The following is a 23809-nucleotide window of genomic DNA, read 5'->3' on the forward strand; positions in this document are numbered from 1 at the left end:
GCGCGTGAACGTCAAGCCACCGGCTGTGCCTTCTCCACGATCCGTGCAAAGAAGGACGCCCCCACCGGCGCGATCTCGTCGTTGAAATTGTATTTCGGGTGGTGCAGCCCGGCGCTGTCGCCCTGACCGATGAACAGATAGGCGCCCGGCCGCTTTTCCAGCATATAGCTGAAATCCTCGGCCCCCATCTCGCGCCCGCCATCACCCACCACATTGGCCGCGCCCGACACCTCGCGCGCCACCTCGGCGGCAAACTCGGTCTTGGCGGCGTCGTTGACGGTGGCGGGATAGCCCACCACATAGTCCAGCTCTGCGGTCACCCCGTAAGAGGCCGCCTGCCCCGCCACGATCTCCTTCATCCGGCGCATCACCATTTTCTGCACCGCCGGGTCAAAGGTGCGCACAGTGCCGTTCAGATAGGCGGTATCGGGGATCACGTTGTTGACGGTGCCCGCATGGATCTGGGTGACCGAAACCACCAGGTCGTCCAGCGCATAGTGATTGCGGCTGACGATGGTCTGGATCGCCTGTGCGATACCACAGGCCGCCATCACCGGGTCGATGGTCTCATGCGGCATGGCGCCATGGCCACCCCGCCCCTGGATATGGATTTCGAACGTATCCACCGCCGCCATCAGTGGCCCCGGCGTGGTATAGAACGACCCTTCGGCATGACCCGGCGCATTGTGCAGCGCATAGACCTGGGCAATGTCGAACCGGTCGAGGATGCCCTCGCGCACCATGATATCGGCGCCACCGCCCTCTTCCTCGGCGGGCTGGAAGATCAGCGCCACCCGACCGCTGAAGTTCCGCGTCTCGGCCAGATAGCGCGCCGCGCCCAGCAGCATGGTCGTATGCCCGTCATGGCCACAGGCATGCATCTTGCCCGGATGGGTCGAGGCATAGTCGGCCCCGGTCTCCTCAGAGATCGGCAGCGCGTCCATGTCTGCCCGCAACCCGATGGTCGGCCCATCGCCCTGCCCGTTGATGATCGCCACGATGCCGGTGCTGGCGATACCCTCGTGCATCTCGTCGACACCGAATTCGCGCAACCGCTCGGCCACAAAGGCCGCCGTCTGATGGCAGTCGAATTCCAGTTCGGGGATGGTGTGCAGATGCTGGCGCCAGGCAGTCATGTCGGCGGCAAATTCGGCGATACGGTTGATGACGGGCATGGGGGTGGACTCCGGGGCCTTGCTGCGGGATGGATGCATCTGACACTGGAACGAGGAGCGCCGCAATGCCCGATGACACGCTGATCCACGACCAATCGGCCGGAATCGAGCGCCTGCTGGAAATCATGCGCCGCCTGCGCGATCCCGAAACCGGCTGTCCCTGGGATATCGAACAGGATTTCGCCACTGTCGCCCCCTATACGATCGAAGAGGCCTATGAAGTCGCCGACGCCATCGAGCGCGGCGCCTGGGACGAGTTGAAGGGCGAGTTGGGCGACCTTCTGTTCCAGTCGGTGTTTCACGCCCAGATGGCGGCCGAGGCCGGGCATTTCACCTTTCAGGACGTGGTGCGTACCATGTCCGACAAGATGGTCACCCGCCACCCGCATGTGTTCGGAAACGAGACCCGCGACAAGTCCGCCGAACAACAGACCCGCGACTGGGAGACGATCAAGGCCACTGAGCGGGCAGAGAAGGCGCAGCAAGGCGCGCTCGACGGCGTGGCGCTCGGCCTGCCCGCCCTGCTGCGCGCCTTCAAGCTGCAAAAACGCGCCGCCCGTGTGGGATTCGACTGGGGCGATGTGGATCCGGTGCTCGACAAGATCGCCGAAGAGACCCGCGAACTGGTCGAGGCGCGCGACAGTCTCGATGCGGATGCCATCGAGGACGAGTTCGGCGACCTCCTGTTTGTCCTCGTCAACCTCGGCCGTCACCTCGGCGTCGAGCCAGAAGCCGCCTTGCGCCGCACCAATGCCAAGTTCACCCGCCGTTTCGCCCAGATCGAGGCGCGGCTGGCGGCACAGGGAAAGACCCCCGAGGACAGCACGCTGGACGAGATGGACACGCTCTGGAATCAGGTCAAGGCTCAGGAAAAGGCCCGCCCCTGACCCTTCATTCCGCCGCAAGTACTCCGGGGGAGCGCCGTCAGGCGCGGGGGCAGCGCCCCCTGCCTGCCTCTGGACAGACGCTTGCGCACCTGTCACCACTGACCCCGACACGACCGGAGACGCCCATGCCCCCCCGCAAGATCATCATCGACACCGACCCCGGCCAGGACGACGCGGTTGCCATCCTGCTGGCATTGGCCAGCCCCGACGAGATCGAGGTGCTGGGCATCACCGCCGTGGCGGGCAACGTGCCGCTGCCCCTGACCGCGAAAAACGCCCGCATCGTCTGCGAACTGGCGGGGCGACCCGATGTGCCCGTCCATGCCGGGTGCGACGCGCCCATCGCGCGCAAGCTGGTCACCGCCGAGCATGTACATGGCAAGACCGGGCTTGATGGCCCCGACCTGCCTGAGCCAACCATGCCGCTGCAAGACGCCCATGCGGTCGATTTCATCATCGACACCCTGCGCGCCCATGCGCCGGGCACGGTGACGCTCTGCCCGCTGGGTCCGCTCACCAATATCGCCACTGCCTTCACCCGCGCGCCCGACATCGTCTCCCGCGTACAGGAAATCGTGCTGATGGGCGGCGCCTATTTCGAGGTGGGCAACATCACCCCCGCGGCCGAATTCAACATCTATGTCGACCCCGAAGCTGCTGATATCGTGTTCAAATCCGGCGCACCCATCGTGGCCATGCCGCTTGATGTCACCCACAAGGCGCTGGTCACCAAGGCGCGCAACGACGCCTTCCGCGCGCTCGACACTCCCGCCGGCATCGCCGTGGCCCAGATGACCGATTTCTTCGAGCGCTTCGACAAGGAGAAATACGGGTCCGAGGGCGCGCCGCTGCACGACCCTTGCGTCACCGCCTATCTTCTCAACCCCGATCTTTTCAGCGGTCGCCACGTCAATGTCACGGTCGAGACCACCTCGGACCTGACCCTCGGCATGACCGTCGCCGACTGGTGGCGGGTCACCGACCGCGCGCCCAACGCGCTTTTCATCGGCGACATAGACGCTGACGGCTTCTTCACGCTGCTGACCGACCGTCTGGCGCGCCTATGAGCGCCGCCCTGCACCTTGCCCGCCCCGAGGATCTCGACCGGCTGACCGCCATGGTCGGCGCCTTTCACGCCGAACAGGGTCTGCATGGGTCTGAGGAGGCCCGCCGCGACGCCCTGCAGCCGTTACTTGAGGGCATTCCGCATGGTTGCGTCTACCTGATCGGCCCCGCCCGCGCGCCGCTGGGCTACATCATCGTCACCTTCGGCTGGTCGGTCGAATTCGGCGGACTCGACGGATTCATCGACGAAATCTGGCTGCGTCCCGCGGTACGCGGCCGCGGTATCGCCAGCGAAGTGCTCGGCCAGCTGCCCAAGGCGCTGGCCGCCGCCGGCATGAAGGCGCTGCATCTGGAAGTCGACCGCCGCAATGAAGCCGCCCAACGCCTCTATGCCCGAGCGCGGTTCCAGCCGCGTCCCGATTACATGCTGATGAGCAAACGCCTCTGACAGGTGTTCTGCGCTCACGCACCGATTTTTCCCCTGACCTGCGCGTGACCCACACCGCTAGGCTGGACATGCAACAGCATCGAACAGGGAAACATCATGGAACAGATCATCGCTCAGCTCGTTGGCGGCGCGCTCGGAGGCACCGGGGGCGGCAAACTGATGCGCCAGGCGGATATGGGCGGCATGGGCAACGCCATCGCCGGCGCACTGGGTGGATTGGGCGGCGGTCAGCTTCTCGGTGGTCTGATGGGCGCTGGTGGCGCCGATATTGGCACGCTGGTGAGCAGTCTGGTCGGTGGCGGTGCCGCGGGACTGGTGGTTCAACTGGTCGTGGGGCTGATCGTCAAGCGTCTGCGCGGCTGACCCCGCCACTGGGCCCAAGTGCTGCGACCTTCCCGGCCAGCTCGGTGAAATCACGTGCGATCACGTCCCAATCGCTCTGCGCGCTGAGATCGCGCCGCTGTCCTGGCCCGTGCTCGGTTGGCCGGGGTACGAAACCGGTCCGCAGCCCCGCCGTCCGCGCCGCGATCAGATCATCGTTATGGGCAGCCACCATCATCACCGCCTCGGGAGGCAGGCGCAGCGCCGCGCAAGCGGCCAGATAAACCTCGGGCTGTGGCTTGTACCCGCGCGCGATATCGGCCCCCAGGATGCAATCCCAAGGCAGGCCGGCATGGCGCGCCAGACGGGTCATCAAGGCGATCGAGCCGTTCGAACAAGGCGCGATGATCACCTCCCGCTTGAGCCGCGTCAGCCCCGCGACCACATCCGGCCACGGATCAAGCCGCTCCCAGGCCGCGTTCAGTAGCATGCGGTCGGGAATGTCGACCGAAAACGCCCGTGCCACAGTGTCGAGGTTTTCCAGATGCAACTCGTCCAGAGCCACATAGCCCCGCGCGCCTTCCCGGACCCGTGCCATCGCCGGTTCGTATTCGGCGCGCCAGGCTGTCGCAAAGGCCTCCGCGTCGATGTCCGGTAGAACCGCCGCAACCGCGCGTGCGACCGATCCGCGCCAGTCCACGCATGTTCCGAACACGTCGAAGATCAGGGCCTTTATCATTCCGTTTCCGCCGCGAGTCACAATGCATGCTAACATCGGGACATAGCACATGGAGGATTTCAATGCCCAAAGCCTATATCGTCGCCCATATTCGCGTCCACGATCCCGAAACATTCGAGCGTTTCAAATCCATGTCGGCCCCGGCGATCAAGGACTTCGGCGGCCGGGTTCTTGTTCGCAACCCGAACATCGACCACCGCGAGGGCGCGGCCACCGGAACCTGCATCATCGTCGAATTCGACAGCCTCGAACAGGCCCGTGCCTTTTATGAGTCCGATGCCTATACGGCCGCGCGTCGGGTCCGCGAAGAGGCGGCCGAGACCGATCTGATCATTGCCGAGGGCATCTAGACAGATGACCGCGCCCGGCAAGGTGCTCATTGGCAAGCACTCTCAAAACGGGTTTCTTTCTGGTCGAAATACTCCGGGGGAGCCGCCCAAAGGGCGGCGGGGGCAGCGCCCCCACCCATTTTTTCGCGAAAAAATGTCTTCAGAAAATCTGCGATTTTCTGACTGCGCCGTCTCAGCCTCGCAGGATGGAACGACCGGCGTATTCGGCGACCTCGCCCAGCGCTTCCTCGATGCGGATCAGCTGGTTGTACTTAGCCAGCCGGTCCGAACGTGCCAGCGAGCCGGTCTTGATCTGACCGCAATTGGTCGCCACAGCCAGATCGGCGATAGTGGCATCCTCGGTCTCGCCCGACCGGTGGCTCATCACGTTGGTATAGCGTGCGCGGTGCGCCATATCGACGGCCCGCAGCGTCTCGGTCAATGATCCGATCTGGTTCACCTTCACCAGCATCGAGTTGGCGCAGCCCTTGGCGATCCCCTCGGCCAGACGCGCCGGGTTGGTCACGAAGAGGTCGTCGCCCACCAGTTGTACCTTGCCGCCCAGACGGTCGGTCAGCGCTTTCCAACCTGCCCAGTCATCCTCGGCCATGCCATCCTCGATCGAGATGATTGGGTAGTCGGCGACGAGGGCCGCCAGATAGTCGACATTCTCTTCGCTCGAGAGGGTTTTCCCTTCGCCAGCAAAGACATAATTGCCATCCTTGAAGTATTCTGTGGCCGCGCAGTCCAGCGCGAGGTGAATATCGTCACCCGGCTTGTAGCCTGCTTTCTCGATGGCCTTCAGGATGAAATCCAGCGCGTCCCGAGTGCTCGACAGGTTCGGTGCAAACCCGCCCTCGTCGCCCACACCGGTCGCCAGACCCGCCGCCGACAGCTCTTTCTTCAGCGTGTGGAACACCTCGGCGCCCATGCGCACGGCGTCGCGGATGTTTTCCGCCGCCACCGGCATGATCATGAATTCCTGGATGTCGATCGGGTTGTCGGCATGTTCGCCGCCATTGATGATATTCATCATCGGCACCGGCAGCACCCGCGCCGAAGTGCCCCCGACATAGCGATAGAGCGGCTGGGTGGTGAAATCCGCCGCCGCCTTGGCCACGGCCAGCGACACGCCCAGGATGGCGTTGGCGCCCAGCCGGCCCTTGTTCTCGGTCCCGTCCAGTTCGATCATCGCGGCGTCGATGGCAACCTGCTCGGTCGCGTCAAACCCCACCAGTTCCTCGGCGATTTCGCCGTTGACGGCGGCCACCGCCTCCAGCACGCCCTTGCCCAGGTAACGGCTCTTGTCGCCATCGCGGCGTTCCACCGCCTCATAGGCGCCGGTCGACGCGCCCGAGGGCACCGCGGCGCGGCCCATGGTGCCGTCTTCCAGAACCACGTCGACCTCGACGGTCGGATTGCCCCGGCTGTCCAGAATCTCGCGCGCGTGAATGTCGATGATGGTGCTCATGAAATCGGTCCCCGACTCTGCAATTGGATTGCCGCTCTCATAGCAGCCGAGCGGCGAAAGTAAACCTCACCTGCTATCGCTAACACGCGCGAAAACGCGCAGTTAGGGCTAACAAATTGCTGTTTGCGCCAACAATCCACCGCGACCGCTCACCCCGCTGCAAAGGCCAGTTCCCGCGCCAGGCGCCGTTCGCGCAGAAAGGTGTAAAGCCCCGAGCCGATGATCAGCGCGCCGCCCGCCAGAGTGGGCCAATCAGGCCGCTCGCCAAACACCAGCACCCCGGCAAGCAGCGAGAACAACAGCCGCGTATAGCGGAACGGCGTCACGACCGAGGCCTCGCCCACCCGCATCGCGGTGACGATGCCGTAATAGCCCAGAACCCCGAACAGGATCGCGCCCGCATAGGGGCCCCAATGACCCGGCTCGACCGGAACCAGCGCAGTCCCCGAGACCAACAGTATCCCGCCCCCGCCAAGGATCAACGCCAGATAGGCCTGGAACGACACCACCGCCGAGGCTACATGCGCGTCGATCCGCCGGGTGATCAGATCGCGCGCCGCCACGCTGATGACCGAGGCCACGACAAGAAGCTGCGCAGGCTGGAACCCGGCCATGCCGGGGCGGATGATCATCAGGACACCGACAAAGCCAACCGTGATGGCGCTCCAGCGGCGCCAGCCCACCTGTTCACCCAGAAACAGCGCCGCCCCCATCGTCACCACCAGCGGCATCGCCTGGAACACGGCCGCAACGGTGGACAGGTCGACCAGTGACAGAGCCGTGGCAAAGGTGAGCGCGCTTACCGCCTCGGACGCGGCACGGATCAGCAGCAGGGGCGACCAGGCGGCGCGGCTGAACACCCGCTTGCGCGTTGCCGCTGCCATGATCAGGAAGGTGGCGCCGCAGAACACGCCCAGCACCAGCAGGATCTGACCGATCGGCACCGTGACGGACAGTTTCTTGATGAACATGTCCTCGATCGAAAAAGCCGCCATCGCGGCGACAACCAGCAGGATGCCGTTTACGTTGTTCATAGGTCAAGGTCTCTCGCTGGCCGCAAGGGGCCGGGTCCACTTTCAGCCAAAGCGCATGCGCGCGGCCACGGCAAGCGCAATCGCGGCCCCCGTCATCAAAAGACGTGGACTGCCCCATCGCCCCCGGTGATGACGGGGTCACCCACGCCGCGCCTTCCCCTATGTCGATGAACCAATCCGCGCTATCCTAACGGCACGTGATCGCCCCCAATGGATTGGATTTGATATGACCCGACTTCTTTCCTATGCCGCGCTCTGCCTCGTGACCGCCACAACCGCCGAAGCTTGCCCCTGGGCAAGCGGCACCTTTGAATTCAGGGAACACGGCATCTACGGCAATTTCGCGGTCAATGGAGATTGCACCGAGCTGGTCTGGGACCGGCTGAGCAACGCGCCTGAGACCACGGCACTGGAGCGCAGCAAACATGGCTGGGCAGGCAAGCTCGCCAAGGCCGATGTCGAACTGCTGGACAATGGCGAAAACCTGCGGGTGACCGGCACCGGCGGCGCCATGCGTCAGGTCCGGGCCAAACCCGTAGACTGACGTCCCTTCATTTCGGCCCAAATACTCCCGGGGGGCCTACAAAATTCGGCGAATTTTGTAGGCTGGGGGCAGCGCCCCCCTCCACCGTCGTCGAAATGCCTAGCCCTTGCGGATCGGCACGCCATATAGCTCCAGCTTGTGCCCCTTGAGACGATAGCCCAGCTTTTCGGCGATCCGTTCCTGAAGGGCCTCGATCTCGGGATCGCAGAACTCGATCACCGCGCCGGAATTCATGTCGATCAGGTGGTCGTGATGATCGCGTTCGGCGTCCTCGTAGCGCGCCCGCCCGTCGCCGAATTCCAGCCGGTCGAGTATGCCCGCCTCCTCAAACAGTTTCACCGTCCGATAGACCGTGGCGATCGAGATCGCCGCATCCAGCGCCGAGGCGCGGGCATAGAGCTCCTCGACATCGGGGTGATCGTCGCTGTCTTCCAGCACGCGGGCGATGACCCGGCGTTGGCCGGTCATGCGCAGGCCCTTGGCCTCGCAACGGGCGATGATCGGTTGGGACATGGGGGCATCCTGTCTCGGCATTCGGGAATCCCGTTTACATGCTGTTGCGTCACAGGGCCAGCCGCGATTGGCGCAGGGCGGTTGACTTTTGCCGCGCGAACCGCCACATGGGCGCTAACGCCAACGTCCTCTGCCGCGTGAGCAGACAAGATAAGACGTGCGGGGCAAACCCGCCCGGCCCTCAAAGGAAGGGCCGCAACAGGACAGGCGCAACCGTTCCCACATTCACGCATGGGGCAAACCGCTGGACCGGTCCGGGGCATGAGGCTGCCGGATCCGAGGCTCCGCGGACCCGCTCGTGACGCCGTGCCATTTGGGGTGCGGCGCGAAAGGATTTTTGTGAGCGATTTTGACATGATGGGGCTCGATGACGCCCTGGTGAGCCGGCTGACCGCAATGGGTATCACCGAACCGACCCCGATTCAGGCCCGTGCCATCCCCGAGGCGCTGAACGGCCATGACGTGATGGGCCTGGCCCAGACCGGCACCGGCAAGACCGCCGCCTTTGGCGTGCCGCTGGTCACCCTGCTGGGCCGGGTCGGCCGCAAGCCGGCGCGCGGCACCGTGCGCGGGCTGGTGCTGGCCCCGACCCGCGAACTGGCGCAACAGATCGCCGAGACGCTGAAGGCGCTGACCGAGGATACGCCGCTCAAGGTGGCGATCGTGGTGGGGGGCGTGTCCATCAACCCACAGATCAAGCGGCTGGAACGCGGCGTGGATATCCTCGTCGCCACCCCCGGCCGCCTGATGGACCTGATGGACCGCAAGGCGGTCGATCTGGGCAGCTGCTCCTTCCTCGTGCTGGACGAGGCCGACCAGATGCTCGATCTGGGCTTCATCCACGCGCTGCGCAAAATCGCGGCGGTGCTGCCGAAAGAGCGCCAGACCATGCTGTTCTCGGCCACCATGCCCAAGCTGATGAACGAGATCGCGCAGAGCTATCTCAACAGCCCGCGACGGATCGAGGTCTCGCCCCCGGGCAAGGCCGCCGACAAGGTGACACAGGTGGTGCATTTCATCGCCAAGGCGGCCAAGACCGACTTGCTGATCGAATTGCTCGATACCCATCGCGACGAGCGCGCCATCGTGTTCGGCCGTACCAAATGGGGCTGCGAGAAACTGTCGAAGACGTTGGAAAAAGCCGGGTTCGCCACCGCCGCCGTGCATGGCAACAAGAGCCAGGGCCAGCGCGACCGCGCTATCGCCGCTTTCAAATCGGCGGATGTGCGGGTGCTGGTGGCCACCGACGTGGCCGCGCGCGGTCTGGACATCCCCGACGTGAAACATGTCTACAACTATGAACTTCCCAATGTGCCCGATGCCTATGTGCACCGGATCGGCCGCACCGCGCGGGCGGGCAAGGACGGCGCGGCGGTGGCCTTTTGCGCGCCTGACGAGATGGAGGAACTGGCCGCCATCCAGAAGGTGATGAAGGCGTCGATCCCGATCGCCTCGGGTCGCCCCTGGCAACCGATCGAGGATCCGGCCAAACCGGCGGCCCGCAATGGCCCCGGCGGCAAACCCGGCAAGCCCGGCGGCGGCGGTGCCCGGCGCAACCGGCGCGGCGGCCGTGGCCGCACCGCGCGAAAGGCGGCCTGATCGCGCAGGGTGCCGCCCATCCGGCGGCACCGCCTCCCTCAGGCGCGTGGAATGTCAAACCCCGGCAGCGCCAGTTCAAAGCCTTCGAACCGGAAGCCTGGCGAGACGGTGCAGCTGACCAACGTATATTCACCCGTGCTTCGCGCCGCCTGCCACCAGCCCGACGGCACGATCAGCTGCGGCGCGCCCGCGTTCAGATCGGGCGTCAGCATGTGATCGCTGGCGGGGCCGGTATCGGACTCACTCATCGACAGGACCAGCGGCGCACCGGCATGCCAAAGCCAGATCTCGGTGGCATCGACTCGATGCCAATGGCTGCGCTCGCCCGATTTCAGCAGGAAATAGATGCAGGTGCCACTGGCACGGCCCGGATTCTGTGCAATCCAGGTCTGCCGGTACCAGCCACCCTCGGGGTGCGGTTCCAGCTCCAGTCGGCGGATGATGTCTTCGGCGTGCATATCTGCGGTCATGGGGTCCTCGCTTGGGGCTGGTCTTTTGTTCCGTCCAGCATATCTTGGCCCCATGACAATCGCGATCCCCTTCGACAACAGCTATGCCCGCCTGCCGGGTGGTTTCTATACCGCGCAGGCCCCCCAGCCGGTGCGCGCGCCACGCCTCGTTGCCTTCAACACCGATCTGGCCCGCCTTCTGGGCATCGCCCCCGGCGAGGTCGAGGAGATGGCGCAGGTCTTTGCCGGTAACGCCGTTCCGCAAGGCGCCGAGCCGCTGGCCCAGCTGTATTCCGGGCACCAGTTCGGCAATTACAACCCGCAACTGGGTGACGGGCGCGCGATCCTGTTGGGCGAGGTGCTGGGCAGCGACGGTATCCGCCGCGACATCCAGCTCAAAGGCGCGGGCCGCACGCCTTATTCACGGGGCGGCGACGGACGGGCCTGGCTTGGCCCGGTGCTGCGCGAATATGTGGTGAGCGAGGCTATGGCCGCGTTTGGCATCCCCACCACCCGCGCGCTGGCGGCGGTCGAAACCGGCGAGACGGTGCGGCGCGAGAGCGCCCTGCCCGGCGCGGTGCTGACACGGGTGGCGCAGAGCCATTTGCGGGTGGGCACGTTCCAGGTCTTTGCCGCACGCGGCGAGATTGCGTATCTGAAACGGCTGACGGATTACGCCATCGCCCGCCACTACCCAGAGACCCAAGGGCCAATGGGTCTGCTTGCGGCGGTACGCGATGCCCAGGCGCGGCTGATCGCGGCCTGGATGGGGGTGGGCTTCATCCACGGGGTGATGAATACCGACAACAGCTCGATCGCGGGCGAGACCATCGACTATGGTCCCTGCGCCTTTATGGATACCTATCACCCCGACACGGTCTATTCCTCGATCGACCGCTACGGGCGCTATGCCTATTCCAACCAACCCGATATCGCGGTCTGGAACCTGGCACAGCTGGCGACCGCACTGATCCAGCAGGCCGAGGACAAAGAGGCCGCCGTCGAAGAAGCCACTGAGATCGTGCATGCCATGCCCGCCCTGCTGGAGCGCGAGTGGTTACGCGTCTTTGCCGCCAAGATCGGCATTTCCGCCCCAAGGGAAACGGACAAACCGCTTGTGACCGATCTGCTCACCCGCATGGCACGCGAACAGGCCGATTTCACCAACACGTTCCGCACTCTTGGCAGCGATCGAGCACGCGATCATTTCACCGATCCCGTCGCCTATGACAGCTGGGCCGCGGATTGGCGACAGCGCATCACGCAAGAGGCCGCCCCCGAGGCGGTGATGCGCAGCATCAATCCCGCCTTCATCCCGCGCAATCACCGTATCGAACAGATGATCGCGGCGGCGGTCGAAGGCGACTATACCCTCTTCCAGCGGTTCAACACGGTACTTGCCCGCCCTTACGAGGATCAGCCCGATCATTTCGACCTGACCCGCCCGCCAACGACAAGCGAGATCGTCCCCGCCACGTTCTGCGGAACCTGATCCTTCGTTTCGCTCAAAATACTCCGGGGGCCTACAAAATTCGACGAATTTTGTAGGCGGGGCAGCGCCCCGATGTCGCAATGCAGGTCATCACGTCTGCGCTACATGTAACAACCCGGTCCCCGAACGGGGACCGGGCCTGAACAGTCAAACCTTGCGCAAGGTTACATGCGCGAGGCGACGTTTTCCCAGTTCACCAGATTGTCGAGGAAGTTCGACAGGTACGCAGGGCGCTTGTTGCGGAAATCAATGTAATAGGAATGCTCCCACACATCACAGCCCAGCAGCGCGGTCTGACCAAAGCAGAGCGGGTTGACGCCGTTCTCGGTCTTGGTCACCGCTAGCGAACCGTCGGCATTCTTGACCAGCCAGCACCAGCCCGAACCGAACTGACCAGCACCTGCGGCGGAAAACTGCGACTTGAACTCGTCGACCGACCCAAAGCTCTCGACCAGCGCCTTTTCCAGTTCGCCCGGCATCGTGCTCTCGCCCGGGCCCATCATTTCCCAGAATTGGTTGTGGTTCCACAGCTGGCTGATGTTGTTGAAGATGCCGTTCTGCGCCACGGCGGTCTTGTTGTAGGTGCCGGTGATGATCTCTTCCATCGACTTCGATTCCCACTCGGTCCCGGCGATCAGCTTGTTGCCGTTGTCGACATAGGCCTTGTGGTGCAAGTCGTGGTGATATTCCAGCGTCTCGGCGCTCATGCCCTTGGAAGCCAGCGCATCATGTGCATAAGGAAGGTCGGGAAGTTCAAAAGCCATCTTGGCCCCCTGTTGAAATTTCTGTTGCGGTCCCAAGGTTACATGCTTCCCGGGCGGGCAGAGGTCAAGGGCCGAGACGGCAAAAGCGGGGTATTGGGCACATGTTCACCGGATTGCGCAAGATGGCCTATCGGGCGCGCGGCTATTATGCGGGCGCGCTGAATGGCGAGCCCTTCCGGCTTGATCCCTATCATTCCAAATTCTGGCGCAAGGCCACGGCGGGCGGATGGGAGCCCGAGACATTTACCGTTTTAGACCAATACCTGTCGCCTGATCGCGACTATGTCGATATCGGCGCCTGGATCGGGCCGACCGTCCTTTATGCCGCGCGCCGGGCGCGCCATGTCTGGTGTTTCGAACCCGATCCGGTGGCGCTGCGCCATCTCTTGTGGAACCTGGAGCTGAACGACATCCGCAATGTCTCGGCATTTGGCGTGGCGCTGTCGGACGGGTTCGGGCTGGCGCGCATGGCCTCGTTCGGGGGCGAGGCTGGGGATTCGATGACCTCACTGCTGGCTTCGGGGGCGCATGGCACAGAGGCTTTGACCATCGGCTGGGGCCAGTTTGCACAGACGGTCGACCTGTCGGGCGTCTCCTTGGTCAAGATGGATGTAGAGGGGGCCGAATTCGGCGTCGTGCCTACACTGACAGACTGGCTGCGCGCCCATCGTCCGGCCTTTTACTTGTCGACCCATGCACCGTTTCTGGAGGAAACGAAGCGCGCACCGGCAATGGCAGAGCTGGTGCGAGATCTGGCATTCTATTCCGAGGCCACCGACGAGACCGGCGCACGCGCCGACCTTATCGCACCCGAGGCACAAACCCGCTTTCGCAGTTTCCTGTTCAGCGGCTGAAGGGGTGGATCAGACGCCCCTTGGGAGCTTCGACCACTCAACGGATCGTACAGAACACGCCGTCGCGCCAGATATCGCGGACGCAAATCCTCTCCTTTCCAGGCAAATGATCGCTCCGAAAAAAAGCCCGGCCCCCATCAGGGGCCGGGCATTTCAATCGCTGGCGAGAAAGCCGCCGAAGTGCTCAGAACACGCCGACAGCGCTTCCCGGTTGCGCGGCCACTTTCAGCAGCTTGAACACGTAATCGGCGACCGACCGGAAGCAGATGATGCAGAAGCTGCCATCCTCCTCCATCCAGAAGGCACCGGCCACCTGCGCCAGGCGCGAGCGGCGGAAATCGCCGGGGCCGAAGGCGCCCGGGGCGAAATCGACCGGGGCGAGCTTGGCCATCACTTCGCGCGCGTTTGCGCCCGAGACACGAAACATGGCACGGGCATCCGACACATCCACCGCCAGGCTATGGGCATCGCCCAAGGCCTTGGTCATGGCGGCCAGCTTGTCGCCGACCTCACCATGGGGCACCAGCACCAGCAGCTCGTCGGGCGACATCCAGCACAGACCGCTGTGACCCGCCACATTGGCGCGGCGCTGACCGGGCATGTCCTGCCCGGTGGCGCCGGTGGCCGCTGCGATGACCGGTTTCGAAGCCAGATCGCCCCGCAGGGTGATCATGCCTTGCAGGCCGCATTCCTCGACCCGCACGATGCCGTCATAGGCGGCACCCATCAATGCGCTGACAGGTTTAGACATTCTGTTTCGCCCCTTCCTTGTCATAGAAAACCGGGTCCACGATCTTGGCCTTGTAGGTCTTGCCGTCGGTACCGGGGAATTCGACGATCTCGCCCATCCGGTCCGGCCCGTGCTGGATCAGGCCCATGGCGATGCCACGGCCCAGGTTCGCCGAGTAATAGGTCGAGGTGACCCGCCCGATCATGTTGCGCTGACCATTGGCGTTGACGCCCTCGCCCACCGCATAGGCACCATCCGGCAGAACCGAGCCGTCGACCGTTTCCAGACCCACCAGTTTCCAGCGGTCGCGGTCGGCCATGTGGCTGCGTTCCTGCGCGCGCTTGCCCAGGTAATCGTCCTTTTTCTTGGACAGAGCCCAGTGCAGCCCCAGATCCTGCGGGATCACGGTGCCGTCGGTCTCGTCCCCGATCATGATGAAGCCCTTTTCGGCGCGCAGGATGTGCAGGCACTCGGTGCCATAGGGCATGACGCCGAATTCCTTGCCCGCATCCACCAGCGCCTCCCAGAAGGCCAGACCCTGGCTTGCCGGAACCGCGATCTCGTAACTCAGCTCGCCCGAGAACGAGATCCGATAGGCGCGCGCGTCGAACTCACCAATCCGCCCGTCGCGCCATTCCATGAAGGGCAGCGCCTCGGCCGACAGGTCCATGCCGCCGCCCGCTTTGGCGTTCAGCTTTTCCAGCACCTTGCGGGCCTTGGGGCCGACCACGGCGATCTGGGCATATTGCTCGGTCACGTTGGCGACATAGACCTTCCAGTCCCACCATTCGGTTTGCAGCCATTCCTCCATGTGACCATGGATGCGCTCGGCGCCGCCGGTGGTGGTGTGACACAGGAACGTGTCCTCGTCGATCCGCGCAACCACGCCGTCGTCAATGAGGAACCCGTTTTCCGAACACATCAGGCCATAGCGGCATTTGCCCGGTTTCAGCGTGCTCATCATGTTGGTGTAGAGCATGTCGAGGAACTTGCCCGCGTCCGGCCCCTTGACGATCAGCTTGCCCAGCGTCGAGGCATCGAGCAGGCCGAGGTTCTCGCGGGTGTTCTTGACCTCGCGATTGACCGCATCATGCACGCTTTCGCCCGGACGGACATAGGCAAAGGGACGGCGCCACTGGCCAACCGGTTCCCAGTCGGCGCCATTGGCGTTGCTCCAGTCATAGATCGGCGTCTTGCGCACCGGCTGGAACACCTCGCCGCGCGCCTCGCCGCCGATGGCACCCATCGAGATCGGCGTGTAAGGCGGGCGGAAGGTGGTGGTCCCGACCTGCGGGATATCCGCGTTCAACGCATCAGCAAGGATCGCCAGGCCGTTGATATTGCTCAACTTGCCCTGATCCGTCGCCATGCCCAGCGTGGTATAGCGCTTGGTATGTTCAACGCTTTCATACCCCTCGCGCGCGGCCAGTTGCACGTCCGAAACCTTGACGTCGTTCTGGAAGTCGAGCCAGGATTTCATCCGCAGCTGCACCTCGGCATTTGCGGGCATCAGCCAGACCGCTTCCATCGCGTTCTCGCCCTCGGCCGCCCCCTCGGGCGCCTTGGTGCGCTTGGGGGTAAAGCCCGCCGCCTTGGCCGCGGCCTTGCCCGCGGCATCGGCGTCGGCCATCACCTGATCCAGCGCCAGCGGGCCGTTTGCGGACCCGGCGGCCACCACATAGCCCTTGCCATCCGCACCCAGCGGCGGACGGTCGGGATCGGGGCGGAAATGCGCATTGGCGCGGTCCCAGATCAGCTTGCCACCGCAATGGGACCACATATGCACCACCGGCGACCAACCGCCCGACATCGCGACCGCATCGGCCTCGACCTCTTCGCGGGCGCCGCCAACGCCGTCCTGGTTGCAGATCGAGATCTTCCTGACCCGCTTGCCGCCCTTGACCTTGGCAATCGCCTTGCCGGGATCGACCCGGATGCCCAGCGCGCGCGCTTCGTCGGCCAGCGCTCCGCCACCCTCCTTGCGGGCGTCGAGAATGCGCAGCACATCGACTCCGGCCTTTTTCAGGATGATCGCGGTGCGGTAAGCATCGTCATTGTTGGTGGCAACCACCACGCGCTGGCCCGGGGTCACGCCCCAGTTCACCACATAGTCGCGCATCGCGCCCGCCAACATCACGCCGGGCACATCGTTGCCGGCAAAGGACAGCGGCCGTTCGATGGCGCCGGTGGCGCTGACGATCTGCTTGGCGCGGATCCGCCACAACCGGTGGCGCGGCCCGGGCACGCCGGGCGTATGGTCGGCCACCCGCTCGTATCCCAGGGCATAGCCGTGGTCATAGACACCGGCGCCCATGGTGCGGGCGCGCAGGGTGACGTTGTCCATCGCTTCCAGCTCGGCCAGGGTGCGGCTCACCCATTCGTCGGGCGACAGGCCGTCGATGGTGCCGCCATCGACCGGCGCGCGGCCGCCCCAATGGGCGGTCTGCTCGATCAGCAGCACCCGCGCGCCCGAGCTTGCCGCCACCTTGGCCGCCTGCAACCCGGCCACGCCGCCGCCGATCACCAGGATATCGGTATGGACATGGAAATGCTCATAGGTATCGGCATCCACCAGCTCCTTGTTGGGCGCCTTGCCCAGACCGGCCGAGCGGCGGATGATCGGTTCATAGACATGTTTCCAGAACGGCGCCGGGTGGATGAACATCTTGTAGTAAAAGCCCGCCGGCAGAAAGCGCGACAGATAGGTGTTCACCGCCCCGATATCGAAATCGAGGTTCGGCCAATGGTTCTGGCTGGCGGCCTTGAGACCATCGAACAGCTCGGTCGTGGTGGCGCGCTGGTTCGGCTCGAACCGCGTCCCCTCACCCAGACCGACCAGCGCGTTGGGCTCTTCGGCGCCACTGGCCACCACCCCGCGCGGGCGGTGATACTTGAACGAGCGGCCCATCATCATCTGGTCGTTGGCCAGCAGCGCCGAGGCGAGCGTATCGCCCTCATACCCGCGCATGGTGGTGCCGTTGAAGGTAAAGGTCACCTGTTTCGAACGGTCGATCAGGCGGCCCTGTTTTGCGAGACGGGTGCTCATCTTACGTGAACCTTTCGCAAGAGAAAGTCATGACAGAGGCGGACATCAGGAGAATTCCCTCCAGCTCCAGCCGGGGCGTTTGGCGCTGATCGCGTCGCGGATTTCCTGCGGCGGGCCGCTGACCTGCGCCTTGTAGGTGCCGAACACTTCCAGCGTGGCGGTACAGCGGGCGGCATGGAACCACTTGCCGCAGCCCGAGGCATGGCGCCAGCGTTCCAGATGCACACCCTTGGGGTTTTCACGGGTGAACAGATAGCCATGAAGCTCTTCATCGCTCGAGCCCGGGCCAAAACGCTTCAGATGCGCTTCGCCGCCCGCGGCGAGTTCGGTTTCATCGGCCTCGACCCCGCAATAGGGACAGGTAAGGATCAGCATGTCTTCATCCTTTCGGCGGCAGGCCGGCCGCATGGGCCAGCGAGAATTCGGTCAGTTTTGCGCGCAGCGCGTCGTCTTCAAAGGCGCCGGCGTCCAGCTCCACCATGCCGCCCATCGGGCGGCCGGTGAACGAAAGCGGTTGCGCGCCCAGTTCCAGCGCCGCGCCCTCGCGCGCCTTGCCGGGGCGGTACATGGCGCCGTCGCGGGTGACGCCGCAGACCATGTTGCCATGCAACAGGAAACAGAGCCCGCCGAACATCTTCTTTTCGGACAGGCCTGGCTCGACGCCCAGATCGGCGCGCATCGTCTCGGCCAGGGCTTCGGAATAGGCCATCACGCCCCCCTCGCGTCTGCGCGGCGATCAGAGTTTTCGACGAAAACTCTGCACAAGATTTTTCGGAGAAAAATCTTGGTCAATGCGCCACCCCTGCGGCCACGCTCTCGTCGATGAAGCGGCCTTCCTTGAAGCGGTCGAGCGAGAAAGCCTCGGCCAGCGGCGAATGGCCCGTTGCCATCAACTGTGCCATGGCCCAGCCCGATCCGGGGATCGCCTTGAACCCGCCAGTGCCCCAGCCGCAGTTGATGAAGCAGCCGCCCAGCGGCGTTTTCGAGATGATGGGCGAGCGGTCGCCGGTCATATCCACGATGCCGCCCCATTGGCGCAGCATCTTGAGCCGGCTGATCATCGGGAAGGTCTCGACCAGGGCGCGCACGGTCTCCTCGATATGGTGGAAGCTGCCGCGCTGGGTAAAGTTGTTGAACCCGTCGGTGCCGCCGCCGATCACCATCTCGCCCTTGTCGGATTGCGACATGTAGCCATGCACCGTGTTGGCCATCACCACCACGTCCATGCAGGGTTTGATCGGCTCGGACACCAGCGCCTGAAGCGCCAGCGCCTCGACCGGCAGGCGGAAGCCCGCCATCTCGGCCAGCTGGCCGGAATGACCCGCCACCACGACGCCCAGCTTGCCGCAATCGATCGACCCCTTGGTGGTGTCGACACCGACAACCTGGCCGCCTTCGCGGCGCACGCCGGTGACCTCGCATTGCTGGATGATGTCCATGCCCATGGCCGAGCAGGCCCGCGCATAGCCCCAGGCCACCGCATCGTGGCGCGCGGTGCCGCCGCGCTCTTGCCAGAGCGCGCCCAGCACCGGATAGCGCGGCCCGTGCAGGTTGATGATCGGCACCAGCTGCTTGACCCGCTCGGGGCCGATCCACTCGGTCTTGACCCCTTGCAGCGCGTTGGCGTGCGCGGTGCGCTTGTAGCCGCGGATCTCGTGCTGGGTCTGGGCCAGCATCATCACGCCGCGCGGGCTGAACATCACGTTATAGTTCAGGTCCTGGCTCATCGTCTCGTAGAGCGAGCGGGCCTTTTCATAGATCGCCGCCGAAGGATCCTGGAGGTAGTTCGAGCGGATGATGGTGGTGTTGCGCCCGGTATTGCCGCCGCCCAGCCAGCCCTTCTCGATCACGGCCACATTCTGGATGCCGTAATTCTTGCCAAGGTAATAGGCGGTGGCAAGCCCGTGACCGCCAGCGCCGACGATGACGACGTCATAGCGCTTCTTGGGTTCGGGCGAGCGCCAGGCGCGCTCCCATCCGGTGTGATAACGCAGCGCTTCGCGCGCAACGGCAAAGGCGGAATAGTGCTTCATGTGCGAATCCGATCCGGTTCGTGACTTGGTGGCAGATATGCCGTGCCCCCCCAGCATAGCCCCGTCCCGGACCGCCGCAATATTGCGAGATTGCGACATGGCACCGCCTCGCGTCCTTTTGCCCCTTTTTTCAGCGCACAGGCAGGTCTAGATGAAGGGCATCAATGCGGAGCGCTCATGACATTCTGGATCCTCGTCACCCTGATGGCCCTGACCGTGGCGGCGCTGCTGGCGCTGTCGATGCTGCGCGCACGCGCTGCGGCGGAACCGGCGGCGGCCTATGACCTGCGTGTCTATCGCGATCAGCTTGCGGGCGTTGACCGCGATCTGGCGCGCGGCGTGATCGACGCCGCGGATGCCGAGCGCATCCGCACCGAGATCTCGCGCCGCATCCTGGCCGCCGATGCCCAGATGCGAGCCGAGGCCGAAGGCGATGGACAGTCCCGCCGCAAGGCCGGGCTGGCGGCACTGGTTGGTGCGGTGGTGATCGTGGGCGGCACGATGACGCTCTACTCCCGTCTCGGCGCGCCGGGCTATGGCGACCTGCCGCTGCAACTGCGCCTTGACATTGCCCAGGCGAACCGCACCGACCGCCCCGGCCAGGGTGAGGCCGAGGCACGCATTCCCGCACAGCCCGCACCGCAGCTGGAACCGGGTTATGCCGATCTGCTGGAGAAACTGCGCGACACCGTGGCCCAGCGCCCCGACGATATCCAGGGCCATATGCTGTTGGCCCAGCATGAGGCCAATACCGGCAACTTCCTGGCGGCCTATACCGCCAAGGGACGCGTGATCGCCCTGCTTCAGGGCGATGCCAGTCCGCAGGATTTCACCGAACAGGCCGAATTGATGATCCGCGCCGCCGGCGGCTATGTGTCACCCGAGGCCGAGGCGGTGCTGTTCGAGGCGCTGCGGCGTGACCCGGAATACGGGCCCGCGCGCTATTACTGGGGCACCATGCTGGCCCAGATCGGGCGGCCCGACCTGGCATTCAACACCTGGGCGCGCACGTTGCAGACCGCTCCGGCGGGCACCGCCTGGGGTCAGGCGATCCGCGATCAGATCGGCGAACTGGCGATGCGGGCCGGCGTCAACGACTATACCCCGCCTGCCCCACCGGCCGACACCGCCTCTCTGCCCGGCCCGCGGCGCGAGGATGTCGAAGCCGCCTCCGAGATGGACGCCGAGACCCGGGCTGAGATGATCCGGGGCATGGTGACCCGCCTGTCGACCCGGCTGGCCACCGAAGGCGGAACGCCGCAGGAATGGGGTCGCCTGATCGGCGCCCTTGCCGTGCTGGGCGAAACCGACCGCGCCCGCGCCATCCTGGAGGAGGCGCGTCAGGTCTATGCCGAAAGCGCGGATGCGCTGGTGCTGATAGAAAGCGCCGCGCAAAAGGCGGGGCTGGGCGAATGATCTGCGACACGGTCGAAGAGTTCGCCGCCGCCCTGCCGCCGTTCAGTGCGCTGTCCGGGCTTGATCTGGGCGACAAGACCATTGGCGTTGCCGTATCCGACCGGATGCGCGGCGTGGCCACCCCGCTGGAAACCATCCGCCGCAAGAAGTTCGGACTGGATGCCAGCGCCCTGCTTGCAATTGTCGAGCAGCGCGAGATCGCAGGGATCGTGCTGGGCCTGCCCCGCAACATGGATGGCAGCGAGGGGCCGCGCTGTCAGTCGACCCGCGCCTTTGCCCGCAACCTGAGCCGCCTGACCGAGGTTCCGATCACCTTCTGGGACGAGCGCCTGAGCACGGTAGCGGCGGAAAAGGCACTGCTTGAGGCGGATACGACACGAAAGCGTCGCTCAGAGGTGATCGACCACGTCGCAGCGGCCTATATCTTGCAAGGGGCGCTGGATCGCCTGCGCAATCTCTAAGGGGCTTTGGCCGATGTCCGACATGGTCTGGAAACGCAACGAGGTCGACAGCCCCTGCATCCGCATCTGCGTGGTGCACCCGACCGAACGAATCTGCACGGGTTGTTTCCGCACCATCGACGAGATCTCGCGCTGGTCGCGGATGCAGCCCGAAGAGCGTCGCGCGATCATGGAAGAACTGCCAGGCCGCGCACCCCAGCTGCGCAAACGGCGAGGTGGTCGCGCCGCAAGACAGGCGCAGGACTAAGCCGCAGCGCTAGACCTGCGCAACCCAACCTTCGACGCCATTGCGCAGCTCGGGTCGGAAATAGACGATCATGCGACCATCCGGCCCTGCATCGGCTCCGTCTGCCCAAGGCGCGACCCCGTGCAGGCAATGACGGTGCAAGAGATAGGCCTCGCCCGGGCGGGCATGCAGCACGATTTTGGGGCAGGTTTCGAACACCTCGCGCCGCGCTGCCTGATAAGCCTCGGTCACGTCAACGCGCGGCCAGTCCTCGGGCAGATACCCTTCCATCGCGCGCGCCAGCGCGGGGCCCAGGATGCGGTGGCTGCCCTCCCACAGGATCAGCGGGGAGGCCTCGGGCGGCGCTTCGCTCAGCGGCAGGCCGAGGATCCAGCCATGCGGTTCATCTACATGACGGCGCCGGTCAGGGCCTTCGGGCTTCAACCCGTCCACATGCGCCGCCCCCCGGTTCAGGCGATAGCGAAAGGCCGCCTCACCCTCGCCCCGGCGCGGACGGGGATAGCCCGGATAGGTCACCGAAACCTGCCCACGATGCAGGGGCAACACGCCCAGGTGACGGGTGATGAAGTCGATCGCCTGGCCCGCCAGCGGCGGACCGTCCCCCACCCGGCCCGTTTCGTCATTGTCCAATGCATCGACGCCGATGAACCAGGTCCCCTCGCAATCGAGCCATTGGGCATGGGCCGGGTCCGTCACCGCCCGCCGCGCGGCGGGCAGCACATGAGCGACCCAGTCCGCCAGCACCGGGTCGAACGGAAACCGCAGCCAGCCCCGGCGCAGAAAGGCCTCTACCATCCCAGCGCCTTGCGCAGCATGTTGAGCGCAACCAACGTCAGGAACACCGCAAAGATGCGTTTCAGCGGCTTGGGGTCCATCGCATGGGCCAGTTTCACCCCCCAGGGGGTGGTGATCAGGGTCATGCAGATGACCACGCCAAAGGCCACCAGATTGACCGCCCCCACCGTCAGCGGCGGCCGCTGCGCCGGGTCGATCTGCAAGAACAGGAACCCCAGCACCGAAGGAACCGCGATAATCACGCCAAAGCCCGCGGCGGTGGCGACCGCGCGGTGAATGGGCGTGTTGTAAAGGCTCATCAGAGGCACGCCAAAGCTGCCGCCGCCAATCCCCATCAGTACCGACAGAAAGCCCACCATGGGCGACAGGATCAACCGGCGCGGACCGCCCGGCATCGCCTCGCCCAGCCGCCAATGGGCACGGCCCAGCCCCAGATAGGCGCCGATCACGATCCCCAGCACGCCAAACAGCGCCTGCAACGCGACCGAGCGCAGCGAGGCCGCCACCATCACCCCCAGAACCGCGCCCACCGCGATCCCCGGCCCCCAGCCGCGCAGGATATCCCAATCCACCGCGCCCTTCTTGTTATGGCTCAGGACCGAGCGCAGAGAGGTCACGATGATGGTGGCGAGCGAGGTGGCCAGACACATCTGCATCAACTGCGGCCCGCCATAGCCCAGCGTCTGGAACGCGTAGAAGAAGGCCGGGACCAGCACGATACCGCCCCCCACGCCCAGCAACCCCGCCAGCACCCCGGCCAGCGCACCGATGACGATCAGCAGGGCCAGCATCTGCATCAGCAGCATCATGTCGGGCATCGGTCGGTCTCCGCGCTTTGGTTCTGACAGGGGTACAACGCCAGCGTGGCAAGGAAAAGCGCTCTTGTGGGGCTATGAGCTTGTCCAGGGTCACATGAGTTTGACTGGAGCGTCATCGGCAGACTGCGTATGCAGCGCGAAATGAAGAATGGCCGCTTAGAGCCCAACCGGTGAATCCGGATTTTCTGCTGTGTGCGCTCGCAGCGTGAAATCCACCGAATGAGCGAAACACCTCATACCGCAACGCAGCCGAAGCAGCGGCCATTGATGCGCAGCGCAGCGAAGAAATCTGTGGCATGGAACAGGGTGCGGACTTGTCTGTCATTCATCTTTCGTTCTTCGCTGACGCAGTAACGCTTCTTGCTTGAGGCATGTCTATCGCTGCAATGCTGCCCATGTTGCAGAAGCGATCATTCCAATATGAATTGCACTGATCCTGCGCGGCTCGGTAGCGCGATCCGGAACGGTGTCAAAACACGAGAGAAAGGATACATGCCCACGACAAGTCACGCGCCAAGAGCAGCTTCGATAGTATCAAGGCCAGCGCATCTCATCTCTCCCGATGGCCTGTGCCAACGC

At 64.7% G+C, this 23809-nt stretch carries 26 protein-coding genes; 12 read left to right on the forward strand and 14 right to left on the reverse strand.

Going from position 1 to position 23809, the window contains the following annotated elements; genetic code table 11:
* Nucleotides 1-11: 11 nt before the first annotated feature.
* Nucleotides 12-1175, reverse strand: coding sequence for a M20 aminoacylase family protein (locus AC2FNY_RS03350; protein WP_496801628.1), 1164 nt, complete (start codon nt 1173-1175; stop codon nt 12-14).
* 65 nt (nt 1176-1240) lie between these two features.
* On the opposite strand from AC2FNY_RS03350, the gene mazG reads away from it, so the two are divergent.
* The 4 genes from mazG to AC2FNY_RS03370 all read left to right on the forward strand — a co-directional run bounded on the left by mazG (nt 1241) and on the right by AC2FNY_RS03370 (nt 3938).
* Nucleotides 1241-2062, forward strand: coding sequence for a nucleoside triphosphate pyrophosphohydrolase (gene mazG, locus AC2FNY_RS03355; protein WP_496801629.1), 822 nt, complete (start codon nt 1241-1243; stop codon nt 2060-2062).
* Between the two features lie 125 nt (nt 2063-2187).
* Nucleotides 2188-3129, forward strand: a complete 942-nt coding sequence (locus AC2FNY_RS03360; protein WP_496801630.1) for a nucleoside hydrolase — start codon at nt 2188-2190, stop codon at nt 3127-3129.
* Entirely contained in the window at nt 3126-3575 is a 450-nt protein-coding gene (locus AC2FNY_RS03365; RefSeq protein ID WP_234166306.1) for a GNAT family N-acetyltransferase, read from the forward strand. Before AC2FNY_RS03360 ends, AC2FNY_RS03365 begins: the two co-directional genes overlap by 4 nt.
* A 96-nt stretch (nt 3576-3671) precedes the next feature.
* Nucleotides 3672-3938, forward strand: coding sequence for a hypothetical protein (locus AC2FNY_RS03370; RefSeq protein ID WP_496801631.1), 267 nt, complete (start codon nt 3672-3674; stop codon nt 3936-3938).
* On the opposite strand, the gene AC2FNY_RS03375 is transcribed toward AC2FNY_RS03370, so the two are convergent.
* Nucleotides 3919-4635: a haloacid dehalogenase type II gene (locus tag AC2FNY_RS03375; RefSeq protein WP_234166304.1), complete on the reverse strand. Its 717-nt coding sequence runs from the start codon at nt 4633-4635 to the stop codon at nt 3919-3921. The genes AC2FNY_RS03370 and AC2FNY_RS03375 overlap by 20 nt on opposite strands.
* A gap of 62 nt (nt 4636-4697) precedes the next feature.
* On the opposite strand from AC2FNY_RS03375, the gene AC2FNY_RS03380 reads away from it, so the two are divergent.
* A complete protein-coding gene (locus tag AC2FNY_RS03380; RefSeq protein ID WP_496801632.1) occupies nt 4698-4985 on the forward strand; it encodes a DUF1330 domain-containing protein in 288 nt (95 codons plus the stop codon).
* Between the two features lie 172 nt (nt 4986-5157).
* On the opposite strand, the gene eno is transcribed toward AC2FNY_RS03380, so the two are convergent.
* Nucleotides 5158-6435: a phosphopyruvate hydratase gene (gene eno, locus AC2FNY_RS03385; RefSeq protein WP_234136397.1), complete on the reverse strand. Its 1278-nt coding sequence runs from the start codon at nt 6433-6435 to the stop codon at nt 5158-5160.
* A gap of 149 nt (nt 6436-6584) precedes the next feature.
* Entirely contained in the window at nt 6585-7469 is an 885-nt protein-coding gene (locus AC2FNY_RS03390; RefSeq protein ID WP_496801633.1) for a DMT family transporter, read from the reverse strand.
* Nucleotides 7470-7695: 226 nt separating this feature from the next.
* Between AC2FNY_RS03390 and AC2FNY_RS03395 the strand changes: the two genes are divergently transcribed.
* Nucleotides 7696-8013 (forward strand): hypothetical protein, encoded by a 318-nt coding sequence (locus tag AC2FNY_RS03395; RefSeq protein WP_496801634.1) that lies wholly within the window; start codon nt 7696-7698, stop codon nt 8011-8013.
* A 99-nt stretch (nt 8014-8112) separates the two neighbouring features.
* On the opposite strand, the gene AC2FNY_RS03400 is transcribed toward AC2FNY_RS03395, so the two are convergent.
* Complete coding sequence (locus AC2FNY_RS03400) at nt 8113-8526, reverse strand: Fur family transcriptional regulator (RefSeq protein ID WP_234136394.1); 414 nt, start codon at nt 8524-8526, stop codon at nt 8113-8115.
* A gap of 339 nt (nt 8527-8865) precedes the next feature.
* On the opposite strand from AC2FNY_RS03400, the gene AC2FNY_RS03405 reads away from it, so the two are divergent.
* On the forward strand, nt 8866-10125 hold the full coding sequence (locus AC2FNY_RS03405) for a DEAD/DEAH box helicase (RefSeq protein ID WP_496801635.1): 1260 nt from the start codon (nt 8866-8868) through the stop codon (nt 10123-10125).
* Between the two features lie 38 nt (nt 10126-10163).
* Here the strand turns inward: AC2FNY_RS03405 and AC2FNY_RS03410 are convergent, their stop codons facing one another.
* Nucleotides 10164-10583: a cupin domain-containing protein gene (locus AC2FNY_RS03410; RefSeq protein ID WP_234137011.1), complete on the reverse strand. Its 420-nt coding sequence runs from the start codon at nt 10581-10583 to the stop codon at nt 10164-10166.
* A gap of 64 nt (nt 10584-10647) precedes the next feature.
* On the opposite strand from AC2FNY_RS03410, the gene AC2FNY_RS03415 reads away from it, so the two are divergent.
* Nucleotides 10648-12066 carry a protein adenylyltransferase SelO gene (locus AC2FNY_RS03415; protein ID WP_496801636.1) on the forward strand — a complete coding sequence of 473 codons (1419 nt, stop codon included), beginning with the start codon at nt 10648-10650 and terminating at the stop codon, nt 12064-12066.
* A 164-nt stretch (nt 12067-12230) separates the two neighbouring features.
* Here AC2FNY_RS03415 and AC2FNY_RS03420 read toward each other — a convergent pair whose 3' ends face one another.
* Nucleotides 12231-12830 carry a superoxide dismutase gene (locus AC2FNY_RS03420; protein WP_234136391.1) on the reverse strand — a complete coding sequence of 200 codons (600 nt, stop codon included), beginning with the start codon at nt 12828-12830 and terminating at the stop codon, nt 12231-12233.
* A gap of 101 nt (nt 12831-12931) precedes the next feature.
* Between AC2FNY_RS03420 and AC2FNY_RS03425 the strand changes: the two genes are divergently transcribed.
* Nucleotides 12932-13684 carry an FkbM family methyltransferase gene (locus AC2FNY_RS03425; protein ID WP_234136390.1) on the forward strand — a complete coding sequence of 251 codons (753 nt, stop codon included), beginning with the start codon at nt 12932-12934 and terminating at the stop codon, nt 13682-13684.
* A 184-nt stretch (nt 13685-13868) separates the two neighbouring features.
* On the opposite strand, the gene AC2FNY_RS03430 is transcribed toward AC2FNY_RS03425, so the two are convergent.
* The 5 genes from AC2FNY_RS03430 to AC2FNY_RS03450 form a co-directional block, all read right to left on the reverse strand.
* On the reverse strand, nt 13869-14435 hold the full coding sequence (locus tag AC2FNY_RS03430; RefSeq protein ID WP_496801637.1) for a sarcosine oxidase subunit gamma: 567 nt from the start codon (nt 14433-14435) through the stop codon (nt 13869-13871).
* Nucleotides 14428-17460: a sarcosine oxidase subunit alpha family protein gene (locus AC2FNY_RS03435; protein WP_496801638.1), complete on the reverse strand. Its 3033-nt coding sequence runs from the start codon at nt 17458-17460 to the stop codon at nt 14428-14430. Before AC2FNY_RS03435 ends, AC2FNY_RS03430 begins: the two co-directional genes overlap by 8 nt.
* 45 nt (nt 17461-17505) lie before the next feature.
* Entirely contained in the window at nt 17506-17835 is a 330-nt protein-coding gene (locus AC2FNY_RS03440) for a sarcosine oxidase subunit delta (protein WP_234136387.1), read from the reverse strand.
* A gap of 4 nt (nt 17836-17839) precedes the next feature.
* Nucleotides 17840-18169, reverse strand: coding sequence for a TfoX/Sxy family protein (locus tag AC2FNY_RS03445; RefSeq protein WP_234136386.1), 330 nt, complete (start codon nt 18167-18169; stop codon nt 17840-17842).
* Nucleotides 18170-18248: 79 nt separating this feature from the next.
* A complete protein-coding gene (locus AC2FNY_RS03450; protein WP_496801639.1) occupies nt 18249-19493 on the reverse strand; it encodes a sarcosine oxidase subunit beta family protein in 1245 nt (414 codons plus the stop codon).
* 177 nt (nt 19494-19670) lie between these two features.
* On the opposite strand from AC2FNY_RS03450, the gene ccmI reads away from it, so the two are divergent.
* Genes ccmI through AC2FNY_RS03465 form a run of 3 tightly spaced genes read left to right on the forward strand, consistent with a single transcriptional unit; the run spans nt 19671 to nt 21617 of the window.
* Complete coding sequence (gene ccmI, locus AC2FNY_RS03455; protein WP_496801640.1) at nt 19671-20909, forward strand: c-type cytochrome biogenesis protein CcmI; 1239 nt, start codon at nt 19671-19673, stop codon at nt 20907-20909.
* Nucleotides 20906-21370 (forward strand): Holliday junction resolvase RuvX, encoded by a 465-nt coding sequence (gene ruvX / locus AC2FNY_RS03460; RefSeq protein ID WP_496801641.1) that lies wholly within the window; start codon nt 20906-20908, stop codon nt 21368-21370. The genes ccmI and ruvX overlap by 4 nt, the downstream gene beginning before the upstream one ends.
* 13 nt (nt 21371-21383) lie before the next feature.
* Nucleotides 21384-21617 carry a DUF1289 domain-containing protein gene (locus AC2FNY_RS03465; RefSeq protein ID WP_234136382.1) on the forward strand — a complete coding sequence of 78 codons (234 nt, stop codon included), beginning with the start codon at nt 21384-21386 and terminating at the stop codon, nt 21615-21617.
* A gap of 9 nt (nt 21618-21626) precedes the next feature.
* Here AC2FNY_RS03465 and AC2FNY_RS03470 read toward each other — a convergent pair whose 3' ends face one another.
* Complete coding sequence (locus AC2FNY_RS03470; RefSeq protein ID WP_496801642.1) at nt 21627-22412, reverse strand: hypothetical protein; 786 nt, start codon at nt 22410-22412, stop codon at nt 21627-21629.
* Entirely contained in the window at nt 22406-23230 is an 825-nt protein-coding gene (locus AC2FNY_RS03475) for a sulfite exporter TauE/SafE family protein (RefSeq protein WP_234136380.1), read from the reverse strand. Before AC2FNY_RS03475 ends, AC2FNY_RS03470 begins: the two co-directional genes overlap by 7 nt.
* Between the last annotated feature and the right edge of the window lie 579 nt (nt 23231-23809).

This window comes from Ruegeria sp. BHSC223 (genome assembly GCF_059613025.1).